Raw genomic sequence first — 17,366 nt, 5'->3', positions numbered from 1 at the left:
TTCGGTCCGGGCTATTGACCGAAAGTCTCAAAGACCGGTTGCAACGGCCGGAAAACGCCAAGGCCGCAGGATCCGATGGCTCTAAAGCGTCGGCAGCAATTCCGGCGGATGCGACTTCAACGTCTGGCGCGCTTCGCGGAATTCCGGAAAAATCGATTCGACCGTCTGCCAGAAGCGCGGGCTGTGATTCATCTCGCGCAGATGCGCGAGTTCGTGCGCGACGACGTAATCGATAATCGACAGTGGGAAGTGGATCAGCCGCCAGTTCAGACGAATTTTGCCGTCGCTCGAACAACTGCCCCAACGCGTGGCCGCCGAAGAAAGTGCATACGCGCGATAGTTGACGCCCAGCTTCTCCGCGTAGATCGCGAGGCGCTCGCCGAACAGGCGTTTCGCTTCGCCTTGCAGCCAGCCTTGCACGCGATCCTTGATCTGCTGAGGGTCGGCTTGCAAGGGCAGCGGCACTTGCAATGCGGCTTCATCCGCATTGAACGCGAGCATGCCTTGCGGTGAACCGAGCTTCACGCGCACCGGCTGGCCGAGATACGGCACTTCCGCACCATCTTTCCAGTCGACCTTGGGCAACGCGCGCTGTTCGACACGCGTTTGCCATTCGATCAGCTTCGTAAAAATCCAGCGCTGCTTTTCGGTGATCGCGGTTTCGATATCGGCGAGCGTGACCCAACGTGGTGCGGTAATCATCAGGCCGGTGCTGTCGATCGCAAAGCCGATCGAGCGGCGTGCCGAGCGCTTGAGCGCATAGTGCAGCGTGCGCGAACCGATGGTGAGGCTGCGCAGCCTGGTACCGTCCGGGGCGAGCGGCACGGCGGGCTGCTGCCCGCTCTGCGAGCCCGAAGGCGCGGAGGGTGTTGGGGACGACGACGTCGACCCCGGCTCGGCGAAGAGCGGGAGATCGAGCTGCCGGTTATCGAGCGCCACAGCGGGCTGCGACGTAGGAGACTTCTGCATCGGATTCGGCTTCGCGCAAATGCGCCTTCGAGGGCGCGGGCGCGTCAGATTGGTGCGGCGGCGGAGCTGCTATCCGCCGCGCGGTACGCGGTAGGATCGATGCGACGCATTTCAGCTTCGATCCACTGTTCGACGCGCGTGTTCACTTCATCGGGCGTGAGCCCCGTGGTCTCGATCGGCTTGCCGATCGACACTGTGACTATACCCGCATATTTGAGAAACGAGTTACGAGGCCACACACGTCCGGCGTTGTGCGCGATCGGCACGACAGGCGCGCCGGTGGCAATCGCGAAACGCGCGCCGCCGGTTTTGTACTTGCCTTGCTTGCCGGTCGGCGTACGCGTGCCTTCCGGAAACATGATCACCCAGGCGCCTTCCGCCATGCGCGCCTTGCCTTGTCTGATGACCGATTCGAACGCGTACTTGCCTTCCTTGCGGTCGATGTGAACCATCTTCAGCATGCCGAGCGCCCAGCCGAAGAACGGCACATACAGCAGCTCGCGCTTGAACACGTAGCACAGCGGCCGCGGCATCAGCGCCGGAAAGGCCAGCGTTTCCCACGCCGATTGATGCTTGGACAGCAGCACGGCCGGACCGTCGGGCAAATTCTCGAAGCCGTCGATCCTGTAGCGGATGCCGTTCAGCCAGCGCACCGTGTGGAGCGTGGCGCGGCACCAGCCGGCCGCCATCCAGTAGCGATTATCGGCGCGCATGAACGGAAACGCGATGAAGCACGCGGTCGCATACGGCACCGTGAACAGCACGAAGTAGATCAGCAGCAGCAAAGAACGAATGAAGCGCATCGGTGTGGTTTGTGAGGGGTGGGGACGCGCTCGACGCGCATCACTCGTGATCGTCGGAGAGAAAGTCGAGCGCGAACGCGCGCAGGTCATCGTGCACCTGGGTGCCTTCGGGCAGGCCGCCAGCTGCGAGCGTTTTGCGACCCTTGCCGGTCAATACCAGATGCGTCGGAAAACCGAGTGCCGCGCCCGCTTGCAGATCGCGCATCGCGTCGCCGACTACCGGCGTATGCTCCGGATCGACTTCGAAACGTTCGGTGATCATCTTCAGCATGCCGGGCTTCGGCTTGCGGCATTCGCAGTGGTCTTGCGCCGTATGCGGGCAGAAGAACACCGCGTCGATACGTCCACCGACCGCCGCCGCCATGCGATGCATTTTCAGATGCATCGCATTGAGCGCGTTCATGTCGAAGAGGCCGCGGCCGATGCCCGACTGGTTCGTCGCGATCGCCACGCGATAACCCGCCTGGTTCAGCCGCGCGATCGCTTCGAGCGCGCCCGGCAAGGCAACCCATTCGTCCGGCGACTTGATGAACGCGTCGGAATCGACGTTGATCACGCCGTCGCGGTCGAGGATCACCACTTTTTTGGTCGGCATGGGGCGGCGCTCAGGCGGCGAGTCGGGAAATGTCGGCGACGCAATTCATCTGCTGATGCAGTGCGCCGAGCAAGGCCAGACGGTTGGCACGCAACGCCGGATCTTCGGCGTTGACCATCACGTCGTTGAAAAACGTGTCGACCGGTTCGCGCAACGCGGCGAGCGCGGTCAGCGCGCCCGTGTAGTCGCGTGCAGCGAGTTGCGTTTGCACACGCGGCGCGACTTGTTCCAATTGCGCGTGCAGGGCCTTTTCCGCCGCTTCGGTCAGCAGCGTGACCTGCACACCGCCGCTTGTGGCGCTTTCCGACTTCTTCAGGATGTTCGAGATGCGCTTGTTGGCCGCGGCGAGCGAAGCCGCTTCCGGCAGCGCTGCGAATTCGCGCACCGCATCCAGACGCGCGACGATGTCGTCGAGGCGCGACGGGTTCAGGGCCAGCACCGCGTCGATTTCGCCCGGCGCGTAGCCACGTTCGCGCAGCAGGCCGCGCAGACGGTCCATGCTGAAGTCGTAGATCGCTTGCGTGGAATCGGCGACGCCCGGCACGGCGGCGAATGTCGCGTAAGCCGCGCGCAGCAGTTCGATCAGGTCGAGCGGCAATTGCTTCTCGACCAGGATCCGCAGCACGCCAAGCGCATGACGGCGCAGCGCGAACGGGTCTTTCTCGCCGGTCGGTTGCAGGCCGATGCCCCAGATGCCGACCAGCGTTTCGAGCTTGTCGGCGAGCGCGACGATAGTGCCGGTTGCCGTGGTGGGCAGTGCATCGCCGGAGAAACGCGGCTGATAGTGTTCCGAGCACGCGAGCGCGACCTCTTCCGGCTCGCCGTCGTGGCGCGCGTAGTACGTGCCCATCGTGCCTTGCAGCTCGGGGAATTCGCCAACCATGTCGGTGATCAGATCGGCTTTCGCCAGACGTGCAGCGCGCCTGGCCAGCGCCACGTCCCCGGCAAACTGCGCGTGAATCTCGCCGGCCGCCTGATGACCCTGTTGACCCGCTTCGATCAGCGAAGCAATCGCGCCGGACAGTGCTTCCAGCCGCTCGACGCGTTGCAGCGCCGAACCCAGCTTGTTGTGATACACGACGTTCGCGAGCAACGGCACACGGTCGGCGAGCGGCTTTTTCTTGTCCTGCTCGAAGAAGAATTTCGCATCCGCCAGACGCGGACGCACCACGCGCTCGTTACCTTCGACGATATCGCCCGGCGTTCTGGTTTCGATGTTCGACACGATCAGGAAGCGCGAGCGCAGCTTGCCGTTCGCATCCGTCAACGCGAAGTATTTCTGGTTCGTCTGCATCGTCAGGATCAGGCATTCCTGCGGCACTTGCAGGAATTCGTCCTCGAAACGGCAGGCGTAGACCACTGGCCATTCGACCAGCGACGTCACTTCGTCGAGCAGCGATTCCGGCATCACCACCTGATCGCCTTCGGCTTGCGCGAGCAGATGCGTGCGGATGGTTTCCTTGCGGTCGGCGAAATTAGCGACCACGCGGCCCTTGTGCATCAGCGTGTCCGCGTACGAATCCGCATGCTGGATCTGCACGAAGCCTTCGGACAGGAAGCGATGGCCGAGCGTGGTGTCGTCGGCATCGACGCCTAGCGCGCTGACCGGCACGACCTGTTCGCCATGCAACGTGGTCAGACGATGCACCGGACGCACGAACTGCACATTGGTGCCGTCCGGGCGCTGATAGGTCATCACCTTCGGGATCGGCAGCTTGGCGAGCGTTTCGTCGAGCGCGGCTTGCAGGCCTTCGGCGAGCGTGGCGCCCGGCGCGGCGTAGCGCAGGAAGAACGCTTCGGCCTTGCCGTCTTGCGCGCGTTCCAGATCGTTCACCGAGAAGTCGGGGAAGCCGAGCGCGGCCAGTTTCTTGGCGAGCGGCGCGGTGGGCTGACCGTCTTTATCCAGCGCAACGGAAACCGGCAGCACTTTTTCGCGCACGTGTTTTTCCGGCGCAACCGAACGCACGTTCCTGATCGTGACGGCGAGGCGGCGCGGCGTTGCGTAACGTTCGAACGACAGTTCGCCTTCGATCAGATCGCGCGCCGCGAGGCGCTGCGCAATGCCTTCGGCGAAGGCGTCGCCGAGACGCGCGAGCGCTTTCGGCGGCAGTTCTTCGGTCAGCAGCTCGACGAGCAGGGTAGCTTGATGGGGTTGAGTCATTTCTTGATGTTCTCGTCAGTCCTGGTCGATCTTGCGTTCGACTTTGAGCGGCGGAGCCCAGGCGGGCATTGCGGCATCTTGCTCGTCGGTCATTAGGCCGGGCACGCCGTGCACCGGGTTGCCGAGCATCGGGAAGCCGAGCTTTTCGCGTGAGTCGTAGTAAGCCTGTGCGACCAGACGGGACAGCGCGCGAATCCGGCCGATATACGCCGCACGTTCCGTGACGGAGATCGCACCGCGTGCGTCGAGCAGGTTGAACGTGTGGCCGGCCTTCAGCACCAGTTCGTAAGCGGGCAGCGCGATCTGCGCTTCGATCATGCGCCTGGCTTCCGCTTCGTAGCTGTTGAAGAACGTGAACAGCAGATCGACGTTCGCGTGCTCGAAGTTGTAGGTGGATTGTTCGACTTCGTTCTGGTGGTACACGTCGCCGTAGGTCAGGCGACGGAGTTCCGGGCCGTTCGGGCCTTGCTCTTCCCACTCGGTCCAGACCAGGTCGTAGACGTTCTCGACCTTCTGCAGATACATCGCGAGACGTTCGAGACCGTAGGTGATTTCGCCCAGCACCGGCTTGCAATCCAGGCCGCCGACCTGCTGGAAGTAGGTGAACTGGGTGACTTCCATGCCGTTCAGCCACACTTCCCAGCCGAGGCCCCAGGCGCCGAGCGTGGGGTTTTCCCAGTCGTCTTCGACAAAGCGCACGTCGTTCTGCTTCAGGTCGAAGCCGAGGGCTTCCAACGAGCCGAGATACAGATCGAGGATGTTTTCCGGCGCCGGCTTCAGCACCACCTGGTACTGGTAGTAATGCTGCAGGCGGTTCGGGTTCTCGCCGTAGCGGCCGTCTTTCGGGCGGCGCGACGGCTGCACATACGCGGCGCGCCACGGTTCCGGACCGATTGCGCGCAGGAAGGTGTGGACGTGGGACGTGCCCGCGCCGACTTCCATGTCGATCGGCTGGAGCAACGCGCAACCCTGTTTGTCCCAGTAGGACTGCAGTGTCAGGATGATTTGCTGAAACGTGAGCATGAAGTGCCTTTCGGGCATGGGGCCGCGCCGTAAGCGCCGAAGCGCGCAGGCTGGCCGTGGAGCGAAGTGCTAAACCGTAGATTTTAACGGAAAGGGAGGGGGGTGTCCGTTTTGGCCGCTGCGGCGGGGGCTGAGGTGTTCCGCTAACAAAAAAAAGCCGCTTTGGACGGCCCGTTGTTGTTGTTGTTGTTGTTGGGTGCGTCAACAAAAGCTCGGCCCTAGTGGTCTCCTTAACAGCATGCCAACATCCGTACCTGCCCCGCTGATTTTTCCCTGTGGATTGGCGCGTGGGGCGAGCGGCGTTCATGCCGCGTGGACAGAAGAGCCACCCAACGCTTACGATTTCTGGTGCCGCATGCTGCGGGTTCCAGAACACATAAAACTCGATTTACCGATGCTCCCCGTCGCCATGCCGTACCTCACATCGACCGAGGACCGAGTTCGACATTGGCAGAGCTATCTCGACAGCGTTTCACCCGTCAAAGTGTCTAAGAGGATGCGCGTCGGACTGGTGTGGGCGGGAAATCCTGAATACAGCTTTGACCGATATCGGTCAATCAAGTTAGACGCGTTGCGACCTTTGCTGCGATATGCCGGTGTGACCTGGTTTGCACTTCAAAAAGGCGAGCTGGAGCGTGAAGGCGAAGCGCTCGAGGGTGAGTTCGATTTCCATACGCTCGGGCCAGCCATCTCCAGTTTTTCCGATACGCTTGCTATCGTACAAACGCTTGATCTGGTCATCACCATTGACACCTCAGTTGCACACCTGGCGGGTGCGGCGGGCCGGCCAGTATGGGTACTCCTGCCTACTTGTACAGATTGGCGATGGCTGGCTGATAGAACCGATAGCCCTTGGTATCCGTCGATGCGGCTGTTCCGTCAACAGCAGTTAGGCGATTGGGGGCCGGGTGGTTGAGGACGTACTGAGGGCGTTGGGCGAATGGTGCAATGCCCCTTCCCATCGGCAGATTGGCGCGGGTGCGGACGAGGCGCAAGAGTCGTAATCAATGGACAAAAAATGGCCCGCTGCATGGCGGGGCCTGGAAAGTCATTCGCGATCTGAGGGCCGCGCGAGCGCAGTTCTATGCGATGCGAGATTATTTCCATGCTCGCAGTCCTGTAGAGGCACATGCCTTCGCCTATACCTGTGCTGTACAGCGCGCACCACAGCCTAAACGCGTATTCACGCGTCGCTTCGCGCTCCGCTAACTACCCAAACTCATCAACGCATGAGTTGCCGAATCTGCCTCCGTCACCTCCACAAACCCCTCAATCTCCATCTCCAACTCCCGTGGCAGCGCGAGCATATTGCACGACAGCAACCTGCCGTAGATATTCTCCGCGCGCCCAAAGAAATTCCCCGGATTGAACAGCGGCGGCAAATGCCACCACATCCGATACTCCTTCGACCACAACCACTCGATCAACGCCTGCGACCGATCGAGCCGGTCGTTCTCCACGTAAATCACCGGCCGCGAGCGCGCGATGGTTTCCTCCGCGCCTTGCAGCGCGCTCAACTCGAAGCCTTCCACGTCGAGTTTCAGCAGCCCGACGGTATGCGAGCGCAGCACGTCATCCAGCCGCACGCACGGCACGGCGATCGTGTTCGCCCCAGCCTCCGTCTGCATCGACACGCCGCCGAAGTTACCCGGTGCGTCATAGTCGGGCCGCGCGAAATGCAGCGTCCCCGCACCCGCCCCACACGCATACGGCCATGCCAGCACGTTATGCAACTCATTGGCCGCGAGATTCGCGCAGAGGTTTTGAAAGATCACCGGCTGTGGCTCGAACGCGACCAGCACCTGGCGGCGCGCCTGCGCCTCACGCGCCAACGGAATGGTATGCACGCCGATATTCGCGCCGACTTCCACGACGATCCCCGGCCGCACCAGCAACTGTCGCAACACAGCAGATTCGAGTTCGTTGCATTCACCGTATTCGATGAGGGCGCGGCCGAGATAGAAGTCGTTTGGATTGGCGAGCATCCAGCCATGGCGGGTCTGGACGAGTTGCGTGCGCTCGCCGAGCGGCAGCGGAACAGAAGAGGGCGTAACCATGACCATTGAGCGGAAGAAAGACCACGCAAATGTACGGCCAGCCGCTGCCCTTGTATATAAGACGGAGTCTTAAGTATTCTTATTTTTCCGCAAGAACTCGTCGTCAAAACCTAAGACTCCGCGAGGACTTCATGATTTCTTAGCCAACGAACCAAACCTTCTCGATCTTCGTGGCACCCACTTGATAGATGGCAATCGCGTGGCGGACTGAGTCGTCGTTCAGAAATCCCGAAACACGCTCGCTGTCGATCACAATGTTGCCGTGAACAGCACGACTTACAAGCTCGGCCTTGAGCGATGGGCTCGACTGGAACAAGTGGTGATACCGGGGGCGAAATGCCGGACCGGAACGATCTGTCATCTCGGCACCTGACGGGAACGCATAGACCCTCACCTCATCGACATAGAAACCCAAAAACGCTTCCAGATCGCGTCGATTGTACGCAGCCAGTTGTCCCGCGACGATTTCTTCAACTACCATTCGAGCACCTCGTCCATAACGTTTCAATGATCCACTGGTTTTTCATCACGGCGCCTCCCGCGGGTGTCTTGATGCAGACGAAGCCATCGTGTCAGGCTGATCGCTCCATAGGGCGACGGCTATCAGCAATATCAATCCGACAAGCAGGCGAACCACGCCGAGTGATGCCGTTTTGGCCGCATCGGCCAGCGCGATTCCAGCTATCTGTTCACCGAAGCCGAACACGACGCCAAGGTAAAGCAACATGCTGGCGCGTATTTGCCCTACCGCGTGCGACGGGGCACGCCGCAGGATCTGCGCGTTGGTGTAATGAAGCCAGAACGCATTGACCAGGGTCAGTACGACGTAGATCATCGCGTGGACCGTGACGTGCGAAAGGTCAACCAGAGAGCCCAACAAACCGCATGCGATAAGTGCTACGGAAAATAGGACCGCCGATAGCCTTGCGACGCCGGCACTGCGCAAAAGCGGTGCGGTGAGCCAGAAAGCCAACCCGTAAAAAAACCACGATGCCGCGAAGCCCATTTGCACAGGAACGACGGCTTGCCTCTCGGCGATCGCGTAACCATAGACCATCATTCCAGAAAGGCCGATTAAAAAGCAGATCTGCACAAGGGACCATGGGCGCAACGCCGGTAGCCAAAAACTTCTGACAGCGCTCAGGACAGAGTCACCCATGTATCTCCATCGAAACGCCATCGAACCGGATTGGTCCTCTTTTGCGTATGCGCTGCCAGAAAGGAAAATCACCAGGCCGCCAGCGGTCAACGCGTCGATGACCAGGGCAACGACCATGGAATGCGCAGTCCAAACCGGAATGAGCACGCAGATGATCGACGCGAAAACCATTGCGCCTTGGGGCGAAGTGACCATGTGTGCGACAGCACCGCGCGAACCCGAGCCGCTGAGGTCTGCGAGTAGTCTGTAAGCCAGTGCCGTGATAGCGCCCACGATGACGAATCGCAGGCCGGTCCAGACCAGAACGAACGCCGGGGAGACACTGGCGGAAAAAAGCATTTTCGCGAGGAGTACGAGCGCAAGCCCCAACTGCGCCGCCTCCAGCAGAGCAAATTTCTGGATGACCCGCCCCCTGTCGGCCCAGGTCCCTGCCAGCAGCGATCCGGCGACCATGGCGATCTGCCGCTCCATCCCGAGCAACCCGACAAGGCGGCTGGACTGGGCAACCTGATCGAAATACGGCACCAGCAACAGCCACATGATCGTCGAGCCTAGCGAGGCAGCCAAAATCGATACGAACATCGAGCGCACGATCAGCCCCTTGCTGCAGCGGCAGACAACTGATCGAGCAGGCGCAACGTGGCCCGAACCGGGTCGTCCCCAAGCAGCACGTGCAAGGGGATATTGACGCCGCATCGTGCGCGCAGGGCACTGACGATCCGCAGCGCCTCAAGCGAGTCCGGCTGGAAGTCCAGCAATGCTGATCCGTCTGGAGCCTCGCCCGCCCTTTCCCGATATATTTCCACGAACACGTTCCAGACGGCCGTCAGATCCACCGCTGCCTTGGTGCGCGGAAGTCTGTAGGGGACCGCGCTGTCGCGATCATAGTTGTCCGGCATACGGTCTTCGACCTTGGGTAAGTCCGCAAGCAGGACTTCCAGCGGTCGGACTGCGCTACGCGAGTCGACTGCGTCGCCTTGCTGCTCCGTGTTCGCCAGGTCGCGCACCACGGTCCGATATATGTCGGCGATTGTCTCCAATGCATCCTGGCTCAGTACATGCGCGGCCGCGTTGAAGGACAACCGGAGTTGATCGGTAAATGGATCGACTTCGAAGGTGGTGAGCAGCGCGAAATCCGCGTGTTCGAACCAACGGATGTCGCTGATCAACGCCGCGCCGGCGGAACCTAACCGGTCGCGATATGAACTGAATTCGACGAAGTTGAATCCCGTTTCGACTAGCCGCCGTCCGCCCTGGTCCCGTTGTATCGATGCATATGAATATCGACGGTGAGGAAGCTGCTCGTGGTCGAAGTGCTGAACATCCGCAATCAGTTCGTTCCAGTCGGAATTCACCGACACGCGCATCGGCAGGATGTTCAGGAACAACCCGATCATGCGGTCCGCGTCGACATGCTCGGGACGACCATGTGCGAAGACCCCTGTGGTGACATCCTTCTGCTGCGTGATTAGCGCCAGCACTCGCAGATGCGCGGCCAGACACAGTTGGCGAACCGTTACGTTGCGTCGAGTCGCGGATCGCGACAGGCGAGCGTGCAGTCCTTCATCGAGACACAACGACAACTCCGACCAGCGGTGATAGGGGTCCTTCTCAGGAACCCGCGGTAGCTTGGTGTAGGGCGCGCCTTGCAGCCTGTGCATCCAGTAGCTTCGCGCCTGCTCGTCGTGCTGCGCATCAAGTTCGAGACGAACGTAATCCCGATAGGCCAACGTGCTCTGCTCCGCCGGTACCGGCGGCAGGCCAAGGGTGGCACGACGATAGTTATCGAGCAGTCCGGCCATCAGGCGGGAGAAGCTCCAGCCGTCGATGATGGCGTGATGGAAGCTCACCGAGAAGTTGAATCTCTCGTCGCTCAGGCGGTGTACAAAAAAGCGCATGAGAGGTGCCGCGTTCCACTGGAATGCACTGGCCTTCTCAGCTTCAAACCATTGGTCGATCAGCACCTCCTGATAGGCTTCGTTGAGGTGGGACATGTCGTGCACCGCAAGCGCAAGCGCTGCATTCTCGTGTACGAGTTGGAGGGGGCGCGAATAACCCGTCAGAGCGAACGACGTCCGCAGCACGTCGTGCTGGCGGACCATCTGCTCAAGCAAGCCAGCAAGCGCGAGCTGGTCGAACGGCAGTTCGATCCTGTAGCTGATCAGGTCGTGAAAGGTGGCCTGCGCAGAGTCTAGCTTGGTGTGAAACACCATACCGAGCTGTAGTTGTGTAGCGGGATAAGCGTCGACAACGCCGGCAGGAATGCGTTGCCGGTCCGCGGTGGAGAGCAGCCCGAAGCGCTCGATACCCTGAAGAGACCCGTCCACGAGCTGCGCTGCGCCGCTCCGAGGCGCGACGTTGTGATCGAAAAGCTGGCGGATGGTCTGCAGTTGGAACAGATCGGCGAGTGCCACGTCGAACCCGTGCCGGCGCAGTGCGCCGACAAGACGAATTCCCTGGATGGAGTCGCCGCCCAGCGCGTAGTACGTATCGTCAATGCCGACCTCCTGCGTGCCGAGAACCTGTTGCCACACCCGAGCCATTTCCGCTTCGGCCGCTGTGCGAGGTGTGGCATGACTACGCGGTGAGCCGGCAGCTTCGGTTTCGGGATGGGGTAGCGCCTTGAGGTCCGTCTTCCCATTGATGGTCAGAGGCCAGCGTTCCATCGGCAGGAAGAACGAAGGCACCATGTAGCTGGGAAGCATGGCCTGCACATGTTCGCGTAGCGCTTGCACCGCCACGGAACGCTCCTGTTTGACCACGTAGTAGCTTGCCAGGGCCATATCGCCGTTGCTGCGTTTAAATGCAATCACCAGCGCGGAAGCGACCGCCGGGTGGCTCACCAAGGCGGCCTCAATGTCGCCGGTTTCAATCCGATAGCCATGGATCTTCACCTGAGCGTCCGCGCGCCCGATATATTCGATATCGCCGCCTGGAAGCCGTCGAGCCATGTCTCCCGACCTGTAAAGGCGCATGCGCCGCCCACTTCCGCGCAAGTCGCGTTCGACGAAACGTTGTCGGGACTGATCGGGGGTGTTGACGTAACCCCATGCGACGCCGGCGCCAGCGATCACCAGCTCACCCACGGTGCCGACAGGCAGCGGTTGCAGATGTTCGTCCAGAACGTAAAGCGCCAGGTCAGGAATCGGCGTGCCAATCAGGCTGCGTGAAGACAGAACGTCCTCACGACGCACGGGGCGGTACGTCACGTGGACCGTGGTCTCCGTGATGCCGTACATGTTCACCAGGCGCGGCTTCTCGTCGCCGAAGTGGCCGATCCAGTCAGCCAGCGCGGCGAAATCCAGCGCCTCGCCCCCGAAGATCACATAGCGCAGCGGGAGTTCGGCAGTGTTTGGACCACAACGCCGGATCAATTCCCGCTGGTTATTGCGGAAGGCCGATGGCGTCTGGTTAAGAACCGTGACCTTTTTGGTCAACACCAGACTGACGAAGTCTTCCACGGAGCGGCTGGCCCAATATGGCACTACGACAAGCTCGCCGCCGTGGAGCAATGCGCCCCACATTTCCCAGACGGAAAAGTCGAAAGCGAAGGAATGGAATAAGGTCCAACGGTCATATTCATTGAATTTGAACCACTGATCCGTCGCGCCGAACAGGCGCAATACGTTGCCGTGATTGACCAGCACGCCTTTGGGCCGGCCAGTCGAGCCCGAGGTGAAGATCACATAGGCGCTGCTTTGTGCGCCAAGCTCCGTGGCGGGGCGGGCATCGGCGCCGATCCCCGCGATTGCCTCCAGTGCCGCCTGCGTGCCGAGAATGCAGGGGCGCTGCGGCAGTTCGGAAAGCACGGACTCGGTGCCGATCAACAACCGTGCCCCGGAGTCCGCAACGATCGTGGCGATCCGCTGGCTCGGATTGGCCGGGTCGATTGGAACATAGGCTGCGCCTGCTTTGATGACAGCCACAATGGAAAGCACCATCTCCAGATCGCGCTCCAATGCGATTGCGACCAGATCGCCAGGCCGCACGCCACATTGGACGATGTGGGTGGCCAAAGCATTGGCGCGCCTGTCGAGCTCACGATAGGTCCATTCGCGCTCGCCGTACGAAACGGCAATTCGATCACTATGAGCGATGACGATCGCTTCGAAACGGTCCCTGATGTTGTCGTGACCCCCGAGCTCCAGAAGGGCTTCCTGAGCCGGGCCGGCCAAGGCGGCATCCTGCTCTTTCGCGGACAGCAGCATGTCGTCGATCCATTTGCCGTCGCCATGGACGGCAAGGGCGGCGAGAGCGCGTCCGTAGTAGTCAAGATAGCGACTGATCTGCTCGGCACTGAATCGATTGGGGTTATAGCCCATGCGATATTCCCAGCTCTCCGAGAACGCGTTCCATCCCACATACACGACAAGCGGGACATTGGTCTGCTCGAAATAGTCGACGGACTCGATCCTCGGCTCGTTCACCGCGGCGTCACGGTTGTGCACATGGAAGTTGGTAAAGTTAAAAATGACGTCAGAGATTGCCGCGCTTCCCGCGACGCGTTGAATGGCGGCCAACGGGTACCAGCGATGCCGCTGCAGTCGTTGTTCGAGCGTAAAACATCTTTCGGCCAGTGCTTTCCAATTGTCATCGACATTCAACTCGACACGGAAAGGCAGCGTATTGAGGAACATTCCGAGCGCCCGTTCGGCGCCGTCGGTTTCCGGACGTCCATTCGTCACGAGCCCGGTCACGACATCGCGCCGGTTCCCGACAAAGCCTAGCAGTCGAACGTGGGCGGCGAGGAACACGCTCTTGAGCGGCATGGCCCAGTCGCGTGCGCGTTGCCGCAGCGTGTCGATCAACCGCGGATCGAGCGGGCGGCCCATGACAGCGACTTCCGCCGACGTGCCCGGCTTACCGGATACGTCCGCCAGGGGAGGAAGTTCGAACGTCTCGGCGGCACCTAACAGGCCGCGCCAGAATTCAGCTTGTTCAGCGTCGCCGATAGCGCGTTGCTCCAACTCCGCATAACGCTTCTGAGCCATCCGGGTCGCGTCTGTTGTGCTGCGCACGATATCGCGGCCGGCGAGTATGTCGCTGTAGCAATTGATCCATTCCTCGAGTACGGATGCAACGCTCCACCCATCCAGAATGGCATGGTGAAATGCAAAGCCGACCACGACCTGGTCGGGCCCGGTGACAAAAAAACGCAGCCGGTAGGCGGGACTTTTTGCCGGGTCGATCGGCGTGCGCTTTTCGTGTTTCACCCATTGACCGATGAGATCCTGCCCCGGGGGACATTCGACGACCTCCACCGGCAATGCGGGAGCGCTCTCGATCACCATGCGCGGCTCGTCCCAGGTCTCTGTATCGAACCGTGCGCGCAGGGTGGGATGCTGCTCAGCAAGCATTCTCCAGGCGCTCACCAGCGCGGCTTTATCGACTCGGGGCACCTCGACCCGGTAGCGGAAAATATCGTGGTAGACAGGTATCTCCGGGTTAAGCCGGCTGTGATAGATCATGCCAATCTGGAGTTGGGAGGCCGGCCACGAATCCAGATCGCAATTGTCAGCGGCCGCTGTCCCGGCCGCCTCATGTGGTTCGTTTGGACGACGCGCAACGGCGGCCAGGTCGGCCAATCGGTGATGTGAGAACAAATCGGCAATCGTGACCTCGTACCCGGCGTCGCGCATGACTGCGATCAGGCGGATACCGAGGATGGAGTCGCCACCCAGCGAAAAGAAGCTGCTGTTTCGACCCACGTCGCGGACATTGAGAATGTCCTGCCAGCAGCGAGCAATGCATTGCTCGTGCGGCCCCTCTGGCGCTTCCGGCAAACTGGCGTCCGCGGCGGCACGCCCATGTATCGGCGGATTGGGAAGTGCTTTGCGGTTCAGCTTTCCATTGGGAGTCAACGGCATGTGGTCCACCCGCATGAACGCCGATGGGACCATGTACTCCGGTAACTTCCGGGCGAGTCTGGCTGTCAGTTCCGTCGCGTCGCATTCCGTCCCGGAGCGGTAATAGCCCACGAGTATGGTGGCTCCGCTTGGTGCGATGAAAGGACGCACGGCGGCTTCTGCGCATTCAGTCGCTTCACGTAAGCAGGCTTCGATTTCTCCTAACTCGATACGGAGTCCGCGCAGCTTGATCTGATCGTCGATACGTCCGAGATATTCAATTGCACCGTCGGCCCGAAAACGCGCGAGATCGCCGATCTTGTACAGGCGGGCATTTTTCTCGCCGCTGAATGGATCGCTCACGAACATTTCAGCAGTCAGCTCGGGGCGGCCGTGATAACCACGTGCGAGACAAATGCCGCCGATGTGGAGCTCGCCGGGCAAGCCCGCCGGTTGCGGATTGCCTGCCTCGTCGAGTACATAGAGCCGAACATTGGAGATCGGCTTGCCGATCGGCACAGCACCGTGGACGTCGTCCCGCGTGCAGTGCCAGTGCGATACATCGATAGCGGCTTCGGTCGGCCCGTAAAGGTTGTGCAACTCCGCCGTGAACTTTTCGTAGAAAGCGCCGACGGTGGTGGCCGATAGTGCTTCGCCGCTGCTGAAAACAAAGCGAAGCTTGGGTAGCGGGCCAACTTCGCTATCCAGGAAGAGTTCGAGCATGGAAGGCACGAAGTGCGCGACCGTCACATCGTGCCTGCGGATCGTGTTTGCCAGCGCGGCGGGGTTTCTGTGCACGCCCGGCTCAGCCATGACAATTGCCGCGCCGTACATCAGCGGCCAAAAGAACTCCCACACGGAGACGTCGAAGCTGAACGGTGTCTTTTGAATGACGCGGTCAGTCGAGCCGAGCGGGAACGCTGCCTGCATCCATGCCAACCGATTGGCTAGCGGACCATGTTCGAGCAATACGCCTTTCGGCCGCCCGGTGGAGCCCGAGGTATAGATCATGTAGGCCAGCGAGTCTACTTCGATCGGCAGGGCCAATGGCGTAACCGGCATGTCGGCGTTTGCCAGTACGCTGGTTACGTCGACGATCATCATGCGGGTACTGAGCGCGTTCACCAATTGAGTCTGTGTCAGGATCACGGCCATTCCGGCGTCTTCGATCATGTAGTCGACACGGTCCGGCGGGTAGTCTGGGTCTAGCGGAACATAAGCCGCCTGTGCCTTGTGTATCGCCAATAACGACACTACCATTTCCACGGAGCGATGCATGAAGACACCTACGAGGTCTTGCTGTCCGACGCCTGCACGCCGCAAATGGTGCGCGAGTTTATTCGCGCGAGACATCAATTCCTCGTAAGTCAGCTTTTCATCCCCGAACTGCAGTGCGATCGCATGAGGCGTCTCTTTCGCCTGACGATCGATCTCAGCCGTTACGGTTCGCTCCGAATAATTCCGGCGGGTTGCGTTCCAATCGTTATCGAGTTGCGCGCGTTCGGTCTGAGTGAGTATCGGAAGTGTGTGGATTGGCAGATCAGCGTGCTTCGGCAACCGGCCGCACAGCCGTTTGAAGTGTCCGATCATGCGGCTGATCGTGGTGGCGTTCAGCAGATCCGTATCGTATTCGAGTTCGAAGAAAAGGCCGCCGTCTTTGGATTCCAGAGTGAGCTGCAGATCGACGCGCGCACCGGAGACCGCAAACGGGACAGTTCGCGCGACCAGTTCCGGACCGAAATCCGAGGAGACGGGCTCTCGGGCGACTACGATTGAGCGAAGCCAATCGTCGCGATTCCTGTGCTCAGCGCCATCGGTCCTGGCGGAGACTGATTCAATGATATGGTTGAAATCGAGTCGCTGGTTCTCCAATCCACCAACGACCGAATGTCGAACTCGCTCCAACACCATTGGAAAGTTGGGATTTCCACGCAGGTCGATGTGCATCGGCAGCGTATTGGCGAAGAAGCCTATGGCCGCCTGTTCGTTCTCGTGAATGCGCCGGGAGAAAGGTGCGCCGACAACAACTTCGGACTGCCCGGAGTATCGACCAAGCAATACACCCCAAACGGAAAGGATGGCGACGAACTGCTGGCCGCCTGCAAGCCGGAACAACGGGGCAAGCTCATGCTGCGACAATTCGAAGAAGGCCGTTTCGCCGCGGAAATTCCGCTTCGCCTGTACGTCGCCGTCGTAAGGAAAGGGAAATTCCTTTGATATACCGGTCAACCGTTCTTTCCAGTAGGAGCTCTCTTTTCGACCCGGTGTGGTGTCGGCGTACTCTCTATCACTCTCTGCGAATTGACGAATCGCTACGGCGCGGGCAGATGCAAGCGGTACCGACTCACCGCGCTGAACAAGTGAAACGTATCGCGCCGCCAACTCGCGGACGAGGACCAATTGAGAGCGACCGTCCGAGACGATATGGTGGCAGACAATCAGTAGCTTCCATTGGGCGTCCGCGACTTGAGCTAGTACCGTGCGCATAAGCGACGGCTTGGCCAGATCAAAGGGTTCGTCAGCCAATGCTCGCAAGCGCTGATCGACTGCACTGCAACCGTCAGTCTTCTGCAGTTCGCGTAGATCCAGGCGATGCAGCCGTGCGGATACTTCCGCATACACCTGCCGAACGAGCCCCGAGGGCACGGACGTAAAGCCGGTACGCAATATTTCGTGTTGCACGACGAGTTCGCTGAGCGCGCGTTCCAATGCCGCCTCGTCAAGCCGACCTTCAAGGGAGAGCAGCGTGACAA

At 60.7% G+C, this 17,366-nt stretch carries 10 protein-coding genes; 1 reads left to right on the top strand and 9 read right to left on the bottom strand.

Annotation, left to right across the window (positions count from 1 at the left end; genetic code table 11):
• Nucleotides 1–81: 81 nt before the first annotated feature.
• Genes P0D84_RS17665 through glyQ form a run of 5 tightly spaced genes read right to left on the bottom strand, consistent with a single transcriptional unit; the run spans nucleotide 82 to nucleotide 5,551 of the window.
• Entirely contained in the window at nucleotides 82–969 is an 888-nt protein-coding gene (locus P0D84_RS17665; protein WP_408338411.1) for a M48 family metallopeptidase, read from the bottom strand.
• 44 nt (nucleotides 970–1,013) lie between these two features.
• The gene (locus tag P0D84_RS17660; RefSeq protein WP_408338409.1) at nucleotides 1,014–1,772 is read right to left on the bottom strand and encodes a lysophospholipid acyltransferase family protein; all 759 of its coding nucleotides are present in this window, start codon (nucleotides 1,770–1,772) and stop codon (nucleotides 1,014–1,016) included.
• A gap of 40 nt (nucleotides 1,773–1,812) precedes the next feature.
• The gene (gmhB, locus tag P0D84_RS17655) at nucleotides 1,813–2,367 is read right to left on the bottom strand and encodes a D-glycero-beta-D-manno-heptose 1,7-bisphosphate 7-phosphatase (RefSeq protein WP_408338407.1); all 555 of its coding nucleotides are present in this window, start codon (nucleotides 2,365–2,367) and stop codon (nucleotides 1,813–1,815) included.
• Nucleotides 2,368–2,377: 10 nt separating this feature from the next.
• Nucleotides 2,378–4,528, bottom strand: a complete 2,151-nt coding sequence (gene glyS / locus P0D84_RS17650; RefSeq protein WP_408338405.1) for a glycine--tRNA ligase subunit beta — start codon at nucleotides 4,526–4,528, stop codon at nucleotides 2,378–2,380.
• A gap of 15 nt (nucleotides 4,529–4,543) precedes the next feature.
• Entirely contained in the window at nucleotides 4,544–5,551 is a 1,008-nt protein-coding gene (gene glyQ, locus P0D84_RS17645) for a glycine--tRNA ligase subunit alpha (protein ID WP_408339880.1), read from the bottom strand.
• Nucleotides 5,552–5,906: 355 nt separating this feature from the next.
• Between glyQ and P0D84_RS17640 the strand changes: the two genes are divergently transcribed.
• Nucleotides 5,907–6,467, top strand: coding sequence for a glycosyltransferase family 9 protein (locus tag P0D84_RS17640; protein WP_408338403.1), 561 nt, complete (start codon nucleotides 5,907–5,909; stop codon nucleotides 6,465–6,467).
• 289 nt (nucleotides 6,468–6,756) lie between these two features.
• Here P0D84_RS17640 and P0D84_RS17635 read toward each other — a convergent pair whose 3' ends face one another.
• The 4 genes from P0D84_RS17635 to P0D84_RS17620 all read right to left on the bottom strand — a co-directional run bounded on the left by P0D84_RS17635 (nucleotide 6,757) and on the right by P0D84_RS17620 (nucleotide 17,322).
• Nucleotides 6,757–7,608: an FkbM family methyltransferase gene (locus P0D84_RS17635; protein ID WP_408338401.1), complete on the bottom strand. Its 852-nt coding sequence runs from the start codon at nucleotides 7,606–7,608 to the stop codon at nucleotides 6,757–6,759.
• Nucleotides 7,609–7,747: 139 nt separating this feature from the next.
• Nucleotides 7,748–8,089, bottom strand: coding sequence for a nuclear transport factor 2 family protein (locus tag P0D84_RS17630; protein WP_408338399.1), 342 nt, complete (start codon nucleotides 8,087–8,089; stop codon nucleotides 7,748–7,750).
• A 45-nt stretch (nucleotides 8,090–8,134) separates the two neighbouring features.
• On the bottom strand, nucleotides 8,135–9,349 hold the full coding sequence (locus tag P0D84_RS17625; RefSeq protein WP_408338397.1) for a hypothetical protein: 1,215 nt from the start codon (nucleotides 9,347–9,349) through the stop codon (nucleotides 8,135–8,137).
• Between the two features lie 11 nt (nucleotides 9,350–9,360).
• A complete protein-coding gene (locus tag P0D84_RS17620) occupies nucleotides 9,361–17,322 on the bottom strand; it encodes a non-ribosomal peptide synthetase (protein ID WP_408338395.1) in 7,962 nt (2,653 codons plus the stop codon).
• Nucleotides 17,323–17,366 lie beyond the last annotated feature (44 nt).

Source organism: Paraburkholderia sp. RL17-337-BIB-A, from assembly GCF_046025895.1.
In the GTDB taxonomy this organism is placed as follows: Bacteria; Pseudomonadota; Gammaproteobacteria; order Burkholderiales; family Burkholderiaceae; genus Paraburkholderia; species Paraburkholderia fungorum_C.
Note: the sequence above shows the minus strand (reverse complement) of the source record. Positions and strands in the feature narration are given on the sequence as shown.